General features: G+C 72.3%; 16 protein-coding genes. 9 read left to right on the forward strand and 7 right to left on the reverse strand.

Features of this window, described 5'->3' with window-relative positions:
- The first annotated feature begins 49 nt into the window (after nucleotides 1–49).
- The 8 genes from AB0447_RS01165 (at nucleotide 50) to AB0447_RS01200 (ending at nucleotide 6884) form a co-directional block, all read left to right on the forward strand.
- A complete protein-coding gene (locus tag AB0447_RS01165; RefSeq protein ID WP_366474303.1) occupies nucleotides 50–445 on the forward strand; it encodes a hydrogenase maturation nickel metallochaperone HypA in 396 nt (131 codons plus the stop codon).
- A 3-nt stretch (nucleotides 446–448) separates the two neighbouring features.
- Nucleotides 449–1141, forward strand: coding sequence for a hydrogenase nickel incorporation protein HypB (gene hypB, locus AB0447_RS01170; protein WP_366474304.1), 693 nt, complete (start codon nucleotides 449–451; stop codon nucleotides 1139–1141).
- Nucleotides 1141–3549 carry a carbamoyltransferase HypF gene (gene hypF / locus AB0447_RS01175; protein WP_366474305.1) on the forward strand — a complete coding sequence of 803 codons (2409 nt, stop codon included), beginning with the start codon at nucleotides 1141–1143 and terminating at the stop codon, nucleotides 3547–3549. The genes hypB and hypF overlap by 1 nt, the downstream gene beginning before the upstream one ends.
- Entirely contained in the window at nucleotides 3518–3853 is a 336-nt protein-coding gene (locus AB0447_RS01180; protein ID WP_366474306.1) for a HypC/HybG/HupF family hydrogenase formation chaperone, read from the forward strand. The genes hypF and AB0447_RS01180 overlap by 32 nt, the downstream gene beginning before the upstream one ends.
- A complete protein-coding gene (gene hypD, locus AB0447_RS01185; RefSeq protein ID WP_366474307.1) occupies nucleotides 3850–5049 on the forward strand; it encodes a hydrogenase formation protein HypD in 1200 nt (399 codons plus the stop codon). Before AB0447_RS01180 ends, hypD begins: the two co-directional genes overlap by 4 nt.
- Nucleotides 5042–6103 carry a hydrogenase expression/formation protein HypE gene (gene hypE / locus AB0447_RS01190; RefSeq protein WP_366474308.1) on the forward strand — a complete coding sequence of 354 codons (1062 nt, stop codon included), beginning with the start codon at nucleotides 5042–5044 and terminating at the stop codon, nucleotides 6101–6103. Before hypD ends, hypE begins: the two co-directional genes overlap by 8 nt.
- Nucleotides 6104–6187: 84 nt before the next feature.
- Nucleotides 6188–6343 (forward strand): DUF6131 family protein, encoded by a 156-nt coding sequence (locus AB0447_RS01195; protein ID WP_366474309.1) that lies wholly within the window; start codon nucleotides 6188–6190, stop codon nucleotides 6341–6343.
- A gap of 76 nt (nucleotides 6344–6419) precedes the next feature.
- A complete protein-coding gene (locus AB0447_RS01200) occupies nucleotides 6420–6884 on the forward strand; it encodes a hypothetical protein (RefSeq protein WP_366474310.1) in 465 nt (154 codons plus the stop codon).
- Here the strand turns inward: AB0447_RS01200 and AB0447_RS01205 are convergent.
- The 3 genes from AB0447_RS01205 to AB0447_RS01215 are packed head-to-tail and all read right to left on the reverse strand — an operon-like array spanning nucleotide 6881 to nucleotide 9725.
- Nucleotides 6881–7318, reverse strand: coding sequence for a VOC family protein (locus tag AB0447_RS01205; protein ID WP_366474311.1), 438 nt, complete (start codon nucleotides 7316–7318; stop codon nucleotides 6881–6883). The two genes, AB0447_RS01200 and AB0447_RS01205, sit on opposite strands and share 4 nt — an antisense overlap.
- 14 nt (nucleotides 7319–7332) lie before the next feature.
- Nucleotides 7333–8379, reverse strand: coding sequence for an amidohydrolase family protein (locus AB0447_RS01210; protein ID WP_366474312.1), 1047 nt, complete (start codon nucleotides 8377–8379; stop codon nucleotides 7333–7335).
- A 29-nt stretch (nucleotides 8380–8408) separates the two neighbouring features.
- Nucleotides 8409–9725 carry a cytochrome P450 gene (locus AB0447_RS01215; RefSeq protein ID WP_366474313.1) on the reverse strand — a complete coding sequence of 439 codons (1317 nt, stop codon included), beginning with the start codon at nucleotides 9723–9725 and terminating at the stop codon, nucleotides 8409–8411.
- A 176-nt stretch (nucleotides 9726–9901) separates the two neighbouring features.
- On the opposite strand from AB0447_RS01215, the gene AB0447_RS01220 reads away from it, so the two are divergent.
- Nucleotides 9902–10477: a hypothetical protein gene (locus tag AB0447_RS01220; protein WP_366474314.1), complete on the forward strand. Its 576-nt coding sequence runs from the start codon at nucleotides 9902–9904 to the stop codon at nucleotides 10475–10477.
- A 14-nt stretch (nucleotides 10478–10491) separates the two neighbouring features.
- Here the strand turns inward: AB0447_RS01220 and AB0447_RS01225 are convergent, their stop codons facing one another.
- Genes AB0447_RS01225 through AB0447_RS01240 form a run of 4 tightly spaced genes read right to left on the reverse strand, consistent with a single transcriptional unit; the run spans nucleotide 10492 to nucleotide 15248 of the window.
- Nucleotides 10492–11244 carry a class I SAM-dependent methyltransferase gene (locus AB0447_RS01225; protein ID WP_366474315.1) on the reverse strand — a complete coding sequence of 251 codons (753 nt, stop codon included), beginning with the start codon at nucleotides 11242–11244 and terminating at the stop codon, nucleotides 10492–10494.
- Nucleotides 11245–11252: 8 nt separating this feature from the next.
- The gene (locus AB0447_RS01230) at nucleotides 11253–12461 is read right to left on the reverse strand and encodes an aminotransferase class V-fold PLP-dependent enzyme (protein WP_366474661.1); all 1209 of its coding nucleotides are present in this window, start codon (nucleotides 12459–12461) and stop codon (nucleotides 11253–11255) included.
- Between the two features lies 1 nt (nucleotide 12462).
- Nucleotides 12463–13782, reverse strand: coding sequence for a pyridoxal-phosphate dependent enzyme (locus tag AB0447_RS01235; protein WP_366474316.1), 1320 nt, complete (start codon nucleotides 13780–13782; stop codon nucleotides 12463–12465).
- Nucleotides 13779–15248, reverse strand: coding sequence for a Y4yA family PLP-dependent enzyme (locus tag AB0447_RS01240; protein ID WP_366474317.1), 1470 nt, complete (start codon nucleotides 15246–15248; stop codon nucleotides 13779–13781). Before AB0447_RS01240 ends, AB0447_RS01235 begins: the two co-directional genes overlap by 4 nt.
- Nucleotides 15249–15275 lie beyond the last annotated feature (27 nt).

The raw sequence follows: 15275 nt of genomic DNA on the forward strand, positions 1-15275 counted from the left end.
CGCCGCGCCCGGCCCGCCGGTGTAATGAGCCCCGGCAGGACGGAGTCCGATGCACGAGATGTCGATCGCCATGGCCGTCGTCGGCCAGGTGGAAGAAGCGGCCCGGGCCGGCGGCGCGAGCGCCGTCACCGCTGTCCGGCTCCGGATCGGGGAGTTGGCGGGAGTGGTCCCCGACTCCCTGGCCTTCTGCTTCGAACTGGCCTGTGCCGGAACGGTCCTCGAAGGAGCCGTGCTCACCACCGAGCCCGTGACGGCCCGCGCCCGCTGCGCCTCCTGTACGGACGAATGGCCGGTCGGTATGCCCCCCGAACTGTGCTGCCCCGGCTGCGGCCGGGCAACGGACGTCGAGCTGCTCTCCGGCCGTGAACTGCAGATCGTCAGCGTGGACTGGGAGGACGGCCCCGCCCGCGCGGACCACCGCGAACCGATCCCCGAGGAGGCCTGAACCATGTGCCGAGTGGTCGATCTACGGCAGGCGGTACTCGCCAAGAACGACGAGGCGGCGCAGGCACTGCGCGCCGAACTCACCGCCCGTGGCACCGTGACGGTCAACCTCCTCTCCAGCCCGGGCAGCGGGAAGACGGCCCTGCTGGAGCGCGAGCTGCTCCTCGCCCGGAAACGGGGAATCGCCGTCGCCGCGCTCACCGCCGACCTCGCCACCGAGAACGACGCCGTGCGGCTGGCCCGGTCCGGCGCACCCGTCAAGCAGGTCCTCACCGACGGGCTCTGCCACCTGGAGGCCGGGATGCTCAGCCGCCACCTCGACGGATGGCTGCCCGAGGACACCCGGCTCCTCTTCGTCGAGAACGTCGGCAACCTCGTCTGCCCGGCCTCGTACGACCTGGGGGAGTCCCTGCGCGTGGTGCTCGCCTCGGTCACCGAGGGCGAGGACAAGCCGTTGAAGTACCCGACCGCGTTCGGCCTCGCCCAGCTGGTGCTGGTGACCAAGACGGACATCGCGCAGGCCGTGGAGTTCGACGAGGCCGCCTTCCGGGCGAACGTCCAGCGGGTCAACCCCGGCGTGGAGGTGGCGCTGACGTCCGCCCGCGCGGGCGAGGGAGCCGGCGTCCTGCTCGACCGGGCGCTGGCGGTCGGCGCAGGCAGCGCGACGCACACGCCGGTCATGGCGCAGACCCGCTGATGGAGGCCGTGCAGCGGCGCCGGGTCACGGTCCGGGGCGTGGTGCAAGGGGTCGGCTTCCGCCCCTACGTGTACACCCGCGCCACCGGGCTCGGCCTCGCCGGGCACGTCACCAACACCCCGGAAGGCGTCGTCGCCGAGGTCGAGGGCGCACCGGCCGCGGTCTCGGAGTTCTGCGACCGGCTCGCGGCGGACGCGCCCCCGCTGGCCGTCGTGGACGCCGTCGACCACTGCGAAGTCCCCGTCGCGGGCGGGGCCGGATTCACCATCGTCGCCTCCCGGACCGGCGGCCCCGCCCGGACGCTGGTCTCCCCGGACGTGGCCACCTGCGCCGACTGCCTCGCCGAGCTGGCGGACCCGGCCGACCGGCGCCACCGCCACCCCTTCATCACCTGCACGCACTGCGGGCCGCGCTTCACCATCGTCACCGGGCTGCCGTACGACCGCGCGCACACCACCATGTCCCGCTTCCCCATGTGCCCGGACTGTTCCCGCGAGTACGCCGACCCGGCCGACCGCCGCTTCCACGCCCAGCCGGTCGCCTGCCCCGCCTGCGGCCCCCGGCTGAGGCTGCTCGCCGGGCGGCCCGCCCGCGCGAGCTCGGACGCCGACCCGGTCGCAGGGGCCCGCCGTCTTCTGGCCGCCGGGGCGATCCTCGCCGTCAAGGGGCTCGGCGGCTACCACCTCGCCTGCGACGCCGCCCAGCCCGGCGCCGTGGCCGAGCTGCGCCGACGCAAGGCCCGGGGGGACAAGCCGTTCGCCCTGATGGCCCGGAACCTTTCCGATGTCGAACACCTCGTGCACATCGGCCCGGAGGAGCGCAGCCTGCTCACCGGCGGCGTACGGCCCATCGTGCTGCTGCGCCGCCGGGCCGCCGCCGATCCGGCCGACCGGATCGCCCCCCGTTGCCCGGACCTCGGCGTGATGCTCCCGTACACCCCGGTCCACCACCTGCTGCTCGGGCTGCCCGGCGACCCCCCGGGCCCCCGCCTTCTAGTCATGACCAGCGGAAACCTCGCAGGGGAGCCCATCGTCACCGACGACGACGAGGCCCTGGAGCGGCTCGCCCACCTCGCCGACGCCTGGCTCGTGCACGACCGCCCTATCCATGTGCCCTGCGACGACTCGGTGGTGCGCGTCTGCGACGGCGAACCGCTGACCGTACGGCGCTCCCGCGGCTACGCCCCGCTGCCGGTCCCCCTGCCCCTGCCGGTCCCCGCGATCCTCGCCGTCGGCGGCGACCTGAAGAACACGTTCTGCCTCGGCGAGGGGCGCCGGGCCTGGCTGTCCGCCCACATCGGCGACATGGACGACCTCGCCACCCAGTACGCCTTCGAACGCGCCGAGCGGCAGCTGGAGTCCATCACCGGCGTCACCCCCGCGCTGCTCGCCGCGGACCGGCACCCCGGCTACCGGTCCGGCCGGTGGGCCCGGCGCAACGCCGGCGAACGGCCGCTGGTCCGCGTACAGCACCATCACGCGCACATCGCCTCCGCGATGGCCGAACACGGCCTGGACGGCGGCCGGCGCGTGATCGGCGTCGCCTTCGACGGCACCGGCTACGGCGAGGACGGCGCGGTGTGGGGCGGCGAGCTCCTCCTCGCCGACTACGCGGGGTTCACGCGGTTCGCCCACCTCGCGTACGTCCCCCTGCCGGGCGGCGACGCCGCGGTGCAGCGGCCGTACCGCACGGCCCTGGCCCACTTGCGCGCCGCCGGCCTCGGCTGGACGCCGGACCTGCCCTGCACGGCCGCCTGCCCTCCCGACGAACTTGGCGTGCTCGCCACCCTGTTGGACCGAAACCTGAACTGCGTGCCCACCTCCAGCATGGGCCGCCTGTTCGACGCGGTCTCCTCACTGGCGGGCATCTGCCACCGGGCCGGGTACGAGGCCCAGGCCGCGATCGAGCTGGAGAGCGCCGCACTCGGCGCCCCCGCCGCGCCCGGCCCTGGCTCCGGCCCTCACCCCGGCCCCGGCCCCGGCTACGCCTTCGCGCTGCGCGTCCCCCCGGCGGCCGTCGGGGGGCCGGTCACCGCCGACCCGGCGCCCGTGCTGGCCGCGGTGGTGGCCGACGTACGCGCAGGCGTGGACCCCGCGCTGATCGCCGCCCGCTTCCACACCTCCGTCGCCGAGCTCGTCGCAGCGCTCTGCGGGATCGCGCGCGAGCGGCACGGCCTGGACACCGTGGCCCTGACCGGCGGCGTGTTCGCCAACACCCTGCTCTCCGCCGCCTGCGCCCGCCTGCTGCGCGAGCGAGGCTTCACCGTCCTGCGGCACCGCCGCGTCCCGCCGAACGACGGCGGGCTGGCCCTCGGCCAACTCATGGTGGCAGCGGCCGCCGGCGTCACGGAACCCCACCGACAGCAAGGAGAGGCCCATGTGCCTGGCGGTACCCGGCAGAGTGCTTGACATCGGGGAGAGGGACGGCACCCGCATGGCTACCGTCGATTTCGGCGGCGTGCAGAAGGAGGTCTGCCTCGAGTACCTCCCGGACCTCCGGGTGGGCGAGTACGCCATCGTCCACGTGGGGTTCGCCCTGCAGCGCCTCGACGAGGAATCGGCCCGGCGGACCCTCGAACTCTTCGAGGAACTCGGCATGCTCCAGGAGGAGTTCGGCGACCCGTGGGAGTCGGCGGCCGAGGCCGACGGCTCCCCCTGGCCCTTCGCCGACGAGCCCGCCCAGGGCACACCGCAGAAGGAGGCGCGGCAGTGAAGTACATCGACGAGTTCCAGGACCCCGCCCTCGCCCGCCGGCTGCTCGACGACATCCACGCCACCGTCACCCGCCCCTGGGCGCTGATGGAGGTCTGCGGCGGTCAGACCCACACCATCATTCGGCACGGCATCGATCAACTGCTGCCGAAGCAGCTGGAGTTGATTCACGGCCCGGGCTGTCCGGTGTGCGTCACCCCGCTAGAGGTCATCGACAAGGCGCTGGAGATCGCCTCCCGGCCCGAGGTGATCTTCTGCTCCTTCGGGGACATGCTCCGCGTCCCCGGTACGGGCCGCGACCTCTTCCAGGTCCGCAGCGAGGGCGGCGACGTACGGGTGGTCTACTCGCCGCTCGACGCCCTGAAGATCGCGCAGCAGAACCCGCAGCACCAGGTGGTGTTCTTCGGCATCGGCTTCGAAACCACCGCGCCGCCCAACGCCATGACGGTGTATCAGGCGAAGCGACTGGGCATTCCCAACTTCAGCCTGCTGGTCTCCCACGTCCGGGTCCCCCCGGCGATCGAGGCGATCATGCAGTCGCCGAGCTGCCGGGTCCAGGGATTCCTGGCCGCCGGGCACGTGTGCAGTGTGATGGGCACGCGGGAGTACCCGGAGCTGGCCGCGCGGCACCGGGTCCCGATCGTGGTGACGGGCTTCGAGCCGCTGGACATCCTGGAAGGCGTACGCAGGGCCGTGCGGCAGCTGGAACGCGGCGAGCACACCGTGGAGAACGCCTACGCGCGCGCCGTCCGCCCGGAGGGCAATTCAGCGGCCCTCGCCATGCTGGAGGACGTCTTCGAGGTCACCGACCGCGCCTGGCGCGGTATCGGCGTCATCCCCGACAGCGGCTGGCGGCTCTCCTCCCGCTACCGGGAGTACGACGCCGAGTACCGCTTCTCGGTGACAGGCATCAACACCCGGGAACCGGCCGAGTGCCGCAGCGGCGAAGTGCTCCAGGGACTGCTCAAGCCGCACGAGTGCGAGGCCTTCGGCGGACTCTGCACCCCGCGCACCCCGCTCGGCGCCACCATGGTCTCCAGCGAGGGCGCGTGCGCCGCGTACTACCTCTACCGCCGACTGGAAACCCCGCCCGCGGGGAAGGCCGGGAAGGCCGGGAAGGCCGAACCCGCCGTGCCCGCCGCGCCTGCCGAACCCGCCGCGACCGCCGTACCGCTGGAGGCGAGCCCCGTTGCCTGACACCGCACTCGACATCACCGGCTGGACCTGCCCGGCCCCGCTGCGCGACCGTCCCCGGGTGGTCATGGGCCACGGCGGCGGCGGCGCGCTCTCCGCCGAACTGGTCGAGCACCTCTTCGCCCCCGCGTTCGGCGGCGAGGTGCTGGCCCGGCTCGGGGACTCGGCCGCGCTCTCCCTGGGCGGTGTCCGGCTGGCCTTCACCACCGACTCCTACGTCGTCCGGCCGCTGTTCTTCCCCGGCGGCAGCATCGGCGACCTGGCGGTCAACGGCACGGTCAACGACCTGGCCATGAGCGGCGCCCAAGCCGCTTACCTATCCTGCGGGTTCATCCTCGAAGAGGGCATCGAGATCTCCGTGGTGGCGCGGGTGGCCGAGGCCCTGGGCGCCGCCGCGCGGGCCGCGGGCGTGGAGGTGGCGACCGGCGACACCAAGGTCGTCGAGGCGGGCCACGGCGACGGCATCTACGTCAACACCGCGGGCATCGGGCTCATCCCCGACGGCGTGGACCTGCGTCCCCAGCGTGTCGTGCCCGGTGACGTCGTGATCGTCAGCGGTGAGATCGGCCTGCACGGGGTGGCGATCATGAGCGTCCGCGAGGGCCTCGAGTTCGGCGTCGACATCGAGAGCGACTGCGCGGCCCTCGGCGGCCTGGTGCAGACCATGCTCGCCGTCACCCCGGACCTCCACGTCCTGCGCGACCCCACCCGCGGCGGCCTGGCCGCCTCGCTCAACGAGATCGCGGCCGCATCCGGGACCGGCGTCGTCATCCGCGAGGGAAGCGTCCCGGTCCCCCCGGCCGTCGGGAACGCCTGTGCGATCCTCGGCCTCGATCCGCTCTACGTGGCCAACGAGGGCAAGCTGGTCGCGTTCGTCCCCCGTGAGCACGCCGAGGCGGTCCTCGACGCCATGCGCGCCCACCCGCTGGGCCGCCACGCGACGGTGATCGGCGAAGCCGTAGACGCCCACCCGGGCCTCGTCGTGGCCCGCACCGGCCTCGGCGGCACCCGGGTGGTCGACCTGCCGATCGGGGAACAGCTGCCGCGCATCTGCTGAGAGGATTCATCCGGTGTGCCCCGGTATGCATGAGACGGCCCGTGCGGGGCAGAGGCGGGGTGTTCCACATCACCGGAGGACACCATGATCGCCCTTGGACTCATACTTCTGATCATCGGCTGGATAGCCGGTATCTCGATCCTCTGGACCATCGGGATCATCCTGCTCGTCATCGGCGTAGTGCTGTTGATCCTCGGCTCCGTCGGCCGCGGGGTCGGCGGCCGCCGGCACTATTGGTAGCTGCCCTCCCGGCAGCTGCCCTGCGACCCGGTGATTCCCGGTTCGTCACCGTACGAGCGTCTGCGGAGGCTCAGGGATGACCGACCCGTCGGCGCGGGAAGCCGCGGTGCGGAGCACGTCGGTCATCCGTGAGCTGGCCCTGCCGGTGGCGGTTCTGGTGGTCGTGGCCCTGCTCGACCTCGCCACCGGGCGCGACACGTATTTCTACCCGTTCCCGTTCCTGGTGCTGGCCCCGGCTCTCGCCGCGGCCACCGCCAGGCCGGGCGTGGTAATGGCCGTAGGCCTGTGCGGGCTGCCCCTGCGCTATGCGCTGGTTCCGGCCCGACCACGCCGCCCTGGTGCACCGGGGCCACGAACAGCCCCTGCTGATCACCGCGGACGGCACGGTGCAGATCCGCCGCCCGGCCGCGCGCCGGCCGGTGACGACGCCGCGGTCGCCGTGGACCGGCTCGGCAGCGACCTGCTGCGCCATGCGGGCCGGTTTCCCCTGACGGACGACGCGCTGATCATCGCCCTCGCCCGCAGCCCGGGCGGCGGCTAGGCGGTGAAGTCCGGGAGGACCAGGACCAGGGATCCGTCCTCGGCGAGGGTGAAGCCCGGGTTGTGGGCGATTTCCCACGGGTGGCCGTCGGGGTCGGTGATGGCCCCCGCATAGCCGCCGTACGGGGTGACCCCGGCCGGGCGGGTGATGGTGGCCCCAGCCCGGCCGGCCGCGGCCAGGAGGCCGTCGACCTCCTGGCGGGACCGGACGTTGTGGGCCAGCGCGATGCCGCCGAAGCCGGCCGTGCCCGGGTCGGGCAGGCCGCAGTCCGCGGCGAGTCTGTCACGGCCCCACAGGACCAGGGCCAGCCCGCCCGCCTGGAAGAAGACGGTCTCCTCGACCTCCCGGCCCCGCCAGCCCAGACTCTCGTAGAAGGCCCGGGCCCGCGCCAGGTCGGTGACCCCGAGCGTGATCAGGCTGATGCGCTGCTCCATGGCCGCCCGCCCGGTCAGACGGTTGCCAGCTGCGGGATCAGGTGCAGTGCGTTGTCGTGGTAGATGCCCTGGAGTTGTTCCGGGGTGAAGGCCGGGTCGGCGTCGAGGGCGCGCAGCGCCAGGTCCGTGACCGTGTCGGCGGGCGCGGCGGGCCAGTCGGTGCCGAAGAGGATGTGGTCGGCGGGCACGTGCGCGAGGAGCGTTGCCGCGGGCGCCATCGGGCCTGCCGTGTCGTAGTAGAAGCGGCGCAGGTGGTCGCGGACGGCGGCGGGTTCGACGGCCGGATCGCAGAACCGTCCGAGGGCCTCCAACCGCGTCGCGATGTACGGCAGGAACCCGCCGGCGTGCGGCAGGACGACGGAGATGTTCGGGAAGCGGTCCAGCGTCCTCTTGCTGATCATGTTCACGGCTGCCCGCGTGGTGTCCAGCATGAAGTCGCAGATGAAGTTCGGGATGCCCGGAACGGTCGGCGCACCGGGCGGGCCGCCCGGGAGATTGTGCGGGTGGGTGTCCACCACGGCCGAGTACTCGTTCAGCTCGGCGAACACCGGGTCGTAGGAGGGGTCTCCGAGGTAGACGCCCCCGTAGTTGGCCGTCACGTTCACGCCGACGGCCCCGAGCTGCCCGAGCCCGCGGCGCGCGGCCCAGGAGGACGCGTCCGGGTCGTCCAGGAAGAGGGGGACGTAGAAGGAGAACCTGCCCGGATGCGAGCCGGCCACGTCGAGCATCGAGCGGAGCGTGATGTTGATGGCTTCCCGCAGCTGTGCCGACGACCGGTAGCGGGCCGGCAGCATCGGCTTGAGGACGGCGGTCGCCACCCCCGCGCGGTCCATGAAACGGACCGAGGCCTCGATGTCGAGCTTCGCCCACGGCGGCAGCTGTTCCGGCTTGATCAGCTCGTGGCGCTCAGCCCATTCGCGCCATTCCGGTGCGCAGAAGTGGTGGTGCATGTCGATCTTCGACGGGACTGCGTGGTCGACGGCGAGTGCAGGGGAGACCTGCACCTCCTCCGTCTCCATTCCCAGAAGACCCAGGCCGGGGCTGTTCGCAGGGTTCGGCATGTCGTCAATCCACCGCCTGTCGGGTCCGGTCAGTTGGCAGCCACGGAGGCCATGGACGTCGGTGCCGGGTCCGGGGCCCCGGCCGGCCGCGACGGATCCAGGACGAGCCGGAGCCGCTCGAGGCCCCGGAATGCCGCCACCGGCCCCTTGAGCCACGCCCCCTTGCTCTCCTCCGCGTCGGCCAGTTCCATCTCCGGGAATTCCCGCAGCAGGCAGGAGAGCGCGATCTCGAGTTCGAGCCGCGCCAGCGGCGCCCCCAGGCAGTAGTGCGTTCCATGCCCGAAGCCCAGGTGCGTGCCCTGGAGTCCCTCGCGGGTCACGTCCAGGACGTCGGGGGAGTCGAACTTCTCCGGGTCCCGGTTCGCCGAGGTGATGGCGATCTGCACGAGGGAGCCCTTGGGGATCAGCGTCCCCCGGATCTCGGCGTCCTCGGCCGCGTACCGGAAGGTCGAGGTCTCCACCGACCCCTCGAACCGTACGATCTCCTCGACCGCCCCCGGAATCAGCGCCGGGTCCGTCCGGAGCTTCTCCAGCTGGTCGGGACGGAGCAGCAGATCGAGGACGGAATTGCCGATCTGGTACGCGGTGGTCTTGTGGCCGGCGAAGAACAGGACCCACAGCGACGAGACGAGTTCCGCGTCGTCCAGCCGGTCCTCCGCCTGGATGAGGTCGCTGAGGAAGGAGTCCGACGGGTGCTCGCGGGTGTGCGCGATGAGCCGGATGAGCCGGCCCTGAAGCCACTCCTCGGCCTCCTTCAGCTGCGCCTTCATCCGGGGATCGAACCGGGCGCGCGTCACCACCGCGAAGTGCTCGAGGATCTCCGGGCGGTCCGCTTCCGGGATGCCCATCAGGTCGCACAGGACCGCGATGGGGAGCGGGAACGCGAACGAGGACATCAGGTCGACCGAGTTGGCCTTCCTGCACTCACGCAGGAGGTTTTCGGTGATCTCGGTGATCCTCGGCCGCATGGCCTCCACCCGCCGGGGGCTGAAGGCGCTCCTGAGGGAGCGGCGCAGCCGCGTGTGCCGGGGCGGGTCGGAGAAGAGCACGTTGTCGTCGAGCGCATCGAAGAAACTGCCGTACACCGCGTGGTAGGTGTCCAGGGCGCCGTGCATGTTCTTGCTGAAACGCGGGTCCGACAGGGCGTCCCGGGCGTCGTCGTACCGGGTGATGAGGTACGTGTCGACCCCGTGCGGAGGCTTCAGCAGGCACACCGGGGCCTGCTCGCGCAGGGTGGCGTAGACGGGGTGGGGGCACACCCGGTACTCCGGCGCCCCCCTGGACACGGCTGAGACGGCGTCGTGCAGGGCCCCGCCGCCGTTCGGTGTCGCCTTCTCCTGCGTCATGTTCCGCACCCTTCGTCACACGCGTGATGTGCGGAGTCAGCGGTTCCCCGCCGGGGCGGAGCACGAAACGGCCTTGGTCCGTTCGGCCGTCAGCCGTCCGGTCCGGCGGTGTGGCGAGCCCGCGGACCCGGGAACAAGGTGGCAGTACCGCCGGCCCAGCCCCAAGGAGTGCGCGCATGCCCCGACGTATCGCCCTGGCCCTCACGACCGCCGCCTCGCTCGCCCTGGCGGCCGCCGCCGCGCCCACCGGTGCGTCCGCCGCCACCGGTGCGGACACCGGCAGGGCCGCCGTCGAGCGTGCCCTCACCTACCGGGCGACCGCCCCGTTCCACCTGCACGCCAACGCGGTGAGAGCGGGCTACGTGCCGGACAAGTACTGCGTCGTCGACCGGGCGGCCGGCACGGGCGCGCTCGGCTACCCGCACTTCAACCACGCCTACGACAACTCCGTCGACCCGTCGAAGCCGGCCGCGCTGTTCTACGAGGACGACGGGCGCGGCGGCAAGCGCCTCGTCGGGGTCCAGTGGCTGGTCTACGACCGCGACCAGAACCCGGCGACGGACGACGACCGGCCCTCGCTGTTCGGTACCGCCTTCAAGGGCCCGCGGCCCGGCAACTTCCCCGGCCAGCCGGTCCATTACGCCCTGCACCTGTGGCTCTGGAAGAAGAACCCCAAGGGTGTCTTCGAGACGTTCAACCCGGCGGTCACCTGCCTCCCCGGCACCACCCGTCCGCCCAAGCCGGCGGCCTGAGCCGGGCCGGCGGTTCAGCGGACGGCGACCACGACGTGGCTGTGGCCGAACTGCCAGACCGTCCCGACGTGGGCGAATCCCGCCTCGCGGAGCAGTGACACGTGGCCGGACAGGGTCAGGTCGTTGCCCTCGCAGTGCGGGTGCTGTCCCCGTTCGTGCCGGGCGGCCAGCCGCGCCAGTTCCGGATCGGTGGCCGCTTCCGACCACCAGGACTCCCAGTCCTCGCTGTTGTCCAGACAGGACTCGATGCGGCGCTGCCCGAGCTGCAGGGCGAGTTCGGAGACGCCCGGTGCGTCCGGGCTGATGTGGTCGCCGTTGACGAGGACACCGCCGGGGCGCAGCCGTTCCGCGAGTTCCCGGTAGGTCCGGCGCAGGGTGGGCTCGTCGAGGTAGTGCAGGGCCGTCGCCGAGACGGCGGCGTCCACCGGGCGGTCCAGGCCGAGCGCGTCCAGCCAGCCGGGCCGGCCGATCACCGCCTCGACGTAGCGCAGGGCCGGTCCGTAGTGGGACCGGCCCAGTTCCAGCAGGAGGGGATCGGCGTCGACGGCCAGCACCTCGGCGGACGGAAGGCGGGCGGCCATCCGGGAGGCCAGGGCACCGGGTCCGCTGCCCAGGTCGAGGATCAGCGGGTCGGTCTGACCGACGGTCACCTGCTCGACGACGTCGGCCATGACGGCGAATCTCTCCTCGCGGTGGACCGCGTACCGCTGCTGCTGCCTCTCCCAGCGTTCCACCCACCGCGATGCCGTCACCGTACTCATTTCCATAATGGAAATCATTCCAGATTGGCGAGGGTGGTGAGCAATTCTTCCATCTCTTCCGGTGTGTTGTGCACGTGGAGGCTCACCCGCACCGAGCCCTCCTTGTCCCGGGCCCCGGCCTGGCAGTGGCCGTCGGAGCGCACCATGAACCCGTGGCTGAAGAGGATGAACCCGAGGTCCTGGGCGCCGATTTCACGGTGCCTGAACGTCACGATGCTGCGGCGCCGCTGCACTTCGGACTCGGCCGCCAGGCTCGACCGGCAGCCCAGGACCTCGTACGCCGGCATCCGGTCGAGCCCGTCGGTCAGCCGGGAGGTCAACGCCACGGTCCAGCGCTCGATGCGCTCGGTCCCGGCGGCGTCCAGCCAGTCGAGGGCCGCCGCCAGCGAGGCGATGCCGACCGTGTTGGGGGTGCCGCTCCAGCCGCCCGGCCGGAAGACCGGCCCCCGCTGCCCGCGGGCCCAGACCGCGCCCGTACCGGGCAGGGCCATCGCCTTGTGCCCGGAGAACACCACGAAGTCCACGTCGAGCCGGGCCACGGACACCGGGAGGTGCCCGACGCTCTGCGCGGCGTCCAGCGCGATGGGCACGTCCGGGCCCACCGCCTCGCGTATCCGGTGCACGTTCATGTCGGCCCCGTACACGTGGTGCACATGGGTGGCCGCCACGAAGCGGGTGCGCGGACCGGCCATCGCGGCGAGCGCCGCCGCGTCGTAGTCTCCGGAGCCCGACTGGCAGGGCAGCTCCCGGACCCGGATCCGGACCCCCTGCCGGGCCAGCAGCTCCCGCGCCTCCCACCACGGCGACAGGTTCGCCTGGTGGTCGGTGAACGGGACGATGATCTCGTCCCCGTCCGACAACAGCCCGGGCTCGGCCAGCCAGTCCCGGGCGATGGTGCGCAGCCCTTCCGTGGCCCCGCTGGTGAAGTGCACCGACGACCGGTCCGGCTGCGGATCGCCCAGGAACTCCTTGATCCGGTCCCGGGTGCGGTCCAGCAGGGCCGTCGTCGTGTTGGCCCAAGGATACGAGCCGCGGCCCGCGTTGGCGTTCGAGGTGATGAGGTAACTCTGTACGGCGTCCAGGACGGCCTGCGGTTTCTGCGCGGTGGCCGCACTGTCCAGGTAGGCGAGCTCCGGGTGGGCGAGGATGATCGGGAACTGGGCGCGCAGCCGTCGCTGCCACGGTGCCAGTTCCGCGATGTCCGCGGTGGGGTCGGCCGCCATGTCAGTCACGCACCAGGGGTGCCCCGGCGTCCCGCCAGGCGACGATGCCGCCGGCCAGGCTGCGCACGTCGGGGTGGCCCATGCGGGTCAGCAGGGCCGCGTACCGGGCGGACTGCTCGCCGACCGGGCAGGCCAGGAGCACCGGCTGCCGCTTGCCGAAGGGCAGGCCGCCGCGCAGGAGTTCCTCGAAGAGCTCGTCGACGATGTTGACGGATCCGTCGATGTGGAGTGCGGCGTACGCGAAGGGGCCGCGGAGGTCCACCACCAGCGGGTGCCGGTCCTCGATCCACTTCTGTGCGTCGGCGACCTCGATGACGGCGGCGGCGCGGACCTCGGCCTCGGTCAGCGCGGCCACCGAGTTCTTCACGGGGGGCCGGCCGAGCAGGTCCGGGCGGCGCTGCCGCAGGTAGCCCAGGTAGCTCTCCACCCGGTCGCAGACGATGAACACGGCCGTTCGGCGCCCGGCCGGTCCCTCGTCCAGGGCCCGGAGATGGCGCACCGCGCCGAAGTACGCCGCTCCGCCGGTCGGTCCGGCGAGCAGGCCGCAGCGGCGCAGCAGGGTCAGCATCCCCTCGACGGCCTCGTCCGCGCTCACCGCTTCGATCGTGTCGTACGTGCCGGGGTCGAAGAGGCCGACCTCCTGGACCTCGTCGATGGTCCGGATGCCGGGGATGAAGTCCGACTTCTCCCCGACGAGACCGATGACGCGGACCGCCGGATCGTGGGCGCGCAGCGCCGAGGCCACGCCGGTGGACGAACCGGCCGTGCCCACGCAGGCGATGAAGAAGTCCGGGGCGCGTCCGTCCAGATCCGCGACGATCTCCGGTCCGGTGCCCTGCGCGTGGGCTTCGGCGTTCAGCGGGTTGAAGTACTGGTCGGTGTGGAGGTGGGCGCTGCCGGGGCGGTTCAGCTGCTGGTGGAAGACGGTCAGCGGATCGTCGGTGTCGGTGGGGTCGAGGCATTCGCTCCGCCCGGGCAGCTCCTCGATCTCGGCCCCCAGCAGCAGGAGCAGGTCCTTGATCTCCGGTATGCGCATCCGGTTGGTGACGCTCTTGAACGGCAGCCCGTGGAGGCCCGCGATGAGGGCCAGGGCCTTGGCGGTGTTCCCGCTCGACAGCTCCACGACCGTCTCGCCGCGCTCCGCGGCACCGTCGAGGCCGTCGCGGACCATGTGCCAGGCGGCCCGGTCCTTCAGCGAGCCGAAGGGATTCAGCATCTCCAGCTTCGCGTACAGGTCGATGGTGCGCAGGCCGTGGACGGCCGGGTCGATGCGGACCAGCGGGGTGTTGCCGATGGCCTCGGTGATGCTGTCGTACCTCATGCGCGCTGTCCCCCCGTACGGGTGATCGGCCAGTACTGCTCGTCCAGGCACCAGCTCCAGGCGCCGGCCTCCTCCTGGACGGCGACCTTGCGGGCGATGGGCTGCTGTTGGGCATGCGTGGCGCCGAAGTCCATGCAGTAGCCGGCCGTGTTGGCGAAGGCGAGGAGGTCGCCGGGGTGCGGGAGCCGGGGCAGGAACACCGTTCTGCGGGTGATCAGGTCGGCCTCCAGGCAGAGGTTGCCCATCAGATGGACTGCCACCGGCTCCGCCGGAATCGCGGGACCGGGGCCGTTGCGGGGTACGAGCACGGGGTCCAGCAGCACTCCGTGGTCCTCCAGGCCGACGTCGCCGGAGTTCATCGCGAGCCGGACCAGCCGCTCCCCGGATTCGGTACGCCGGACCTCCAGCACCCGGGCGAGGGTGAGGCCGCACTGGTCGGCCAGGGCCCGGCCCGGTTCGGCGTACAGCTCGTACAGGCCCTCCAGGAGCAGGGTGCCGAGCGGGCGCCCGAGGCCGGGGGCGGGGCGGGAGAGGAGCTCGTCTAGGTAGTCGGCGCCGGCGACGGGCCGGTGCGCCGGGTAGAGCCCGAGAGCGCCCTTGAGGGTTCCGTTCTCCACGCGCAGTCCGTAGCCGTGCCCGCCCCAGGTGAGGGGCGGGCGCCGGCCCATGACGGCGTGGGTGAGCTCGGTGGTGTAGCGCTCCCACTGGGTGGCGTGCGCCAGGTAGTTGACGCCGAAGCCGCCGCCCACATCGATGACGCGCGGCTGGAAGCCGCGGATGCGCAACTCCTCCATGGCCTGTAAGCAGCCCTCGAGGGCGGTGGCCTTCTCGTCCAGGCTGGTGGTGTCGAGGTGGTAGCCGACGCCGACCGGATCCAGGGCGTCCCGGTGGCGTTCGAGGGTGTCGAGCAGGGCGCCCAGGGACTTCACGGAGGTGCCGAAGCGGCTGCGGCGGGAGAGCACCCGGGCGCCGGAGGTCTCGAACTCGGACAGCCGCAGCAGGACCCGGAGGCGGGGCAGCCCGTACGCGCGGACGAGACCGGCCGCGTCCACCAGTTCCGCGGCCCCGTCGGCGTTGACCGTCGCTCCGGAGCGTGCGGCGAGCCAGAGGAACTCGGGGTCCTTGGGGCCGGTCGCCATGAGGCGGTCGCCGGTGAAGCCCGACCCGAGTGCGTGCTGCAACTCCCCGAGGGAGGCGGTGTCGAGGGCGGCGTCGGTCGTGCTGAGGCGCCGGACGAGTGCGCTGGAGCGGTTGGCCTTGTGCGCGAAGTAGACCTGGCCGCCGAGGCGGTGCCGGCGCAGGACGGAGCGGAATCGCGCCACGTTCTCCGCGAACTGCTGCGGCAGCACGAGGTTGAGGGGTGATCCCAGTCCGTCCACGAGCGTGTGGAGGAAGGCGGCCGAGTCCAGCAAGGACGCAGGCCGGGGTTCCAGCCGCGGTTCCAGGTACAGAGGGGCGTTGCTCATCCCAGGGTTCCTCCCCGACGAGGAATG

The organism is Streptomyces sp. NPDC051211 (assembly GCF_040689505.1).
Lineage (GTDB): Bacteria > Actinomycetota > Actinomycetes > Streptomycetales > Streptomycetaceae > Streptomyces.

What these genes read in the sequence shown, in the direction of transcription:
- AB0447_RS01165 (WP_366474303.1), top strand. Translation starts at nt 50, where the DNA reads ATGCACGAGATGTCGATCGCCATGGCCGTCGTCGGCCAGGTGGAAGAA.
- hypB (WP_366474304.1), top strand. Translation starts at nt 449, where the DNA reads ATGTGCCGAGTGGTCGATCTACGGCAGGCGGTACTCGCCAAGAACGAC.
- hypF (WP_366474305.1), top strand. Translation starts at nt 1,141, where the DNA reads ATGGAGGCCGTGCAGCGGCGCCGGGTCACGGTCCGGGGCGTGGTGCAA.
- AB0447_RS01180 (WP_366474306.1), top strand. Translation starts at nt 3,518, where the DNA reads ATGTGCCTGGCGGTACCCGGCAGAGTGCTTGACATCGGGGAGAGGGAC.
- AB0447_RS01195 (WP_366474309.1), top strand. Translation starts at nt 6,188, where the DNA reads ATGATCGCCCTTGGACTCATACTTCTGATCATCGGCTGGATAGCCGGT.
- AB0447_RS01200 (WP_366474310.1), top strand. Translation starts at nt 6,420, where the DNA reads ATGACCGACCCGTCGGCGCGGGAAGCCGCGGTGCGGAGCACGTCGGTC.
- AB0447_RS01205 (WP_366474311.1), bottom strand. Translation starts at nt 7,318, where the DNA reads ATGGAGCAGCGCATCAGCCTGATCACGCTCGGGGTCACCGACCTGGCG.
- AB0447_RS01210 (WP_366474312.1), bottom strand. Translation starts at nt 8,379, where the DNA reads ATGCCGAACCCTGCGAACAGCCCCGGCCTGGGTCTTCTGGGAATGGAG.
- AB0447_RS01215 (WP_366474313.1), bottom strand. Translation starts at nt 9,725, where the DNA reads ATGACGCAGGAGAAGGCGACACCGAACGGCGGCGGGGCCCTGCACGAC.
- AB0447_RS01220 (WP_366474314.1), top strand. Translation starts at nt 9,902, where the DNA reads ATGCCCCGACGTATCGCCCTGGCCCTCACGACCGCCGCCTCGCTCGCC.
- AB0447_RS01225 (WP_366474315.1), bottom strand. Translation starts at nt 11,244, where the DNA reads ATGGAAATGAGTACGGTGACGGCATCGCGGTGGGTGGAACGCTGGGAG.
- AB0447_RS01230 (WP_366474661.1), bottom strand. Translation starts at nt 12,461, where the DNA reads ATGGCGGCCGACCCCACCGCGGACATCGCGGAACTGGCACCGTGGCAG.
- AB0447_RS01235 (WP_366474316.1), bottom strand. Translation starts at nt 13,782, where the DNA reads ATGAGGTACGACAGCATCACCGAGGCCATCGGCAACACCCCGCTGGTC.
- AB0447_RS01240 (WP_366474317.1), bottom strand. Translation starts at nt 15,248, where the DNA reads ATGAGCAACGCCCCTCTGTACCTGGAACCGCGGCTGGAACCCCGGCCT.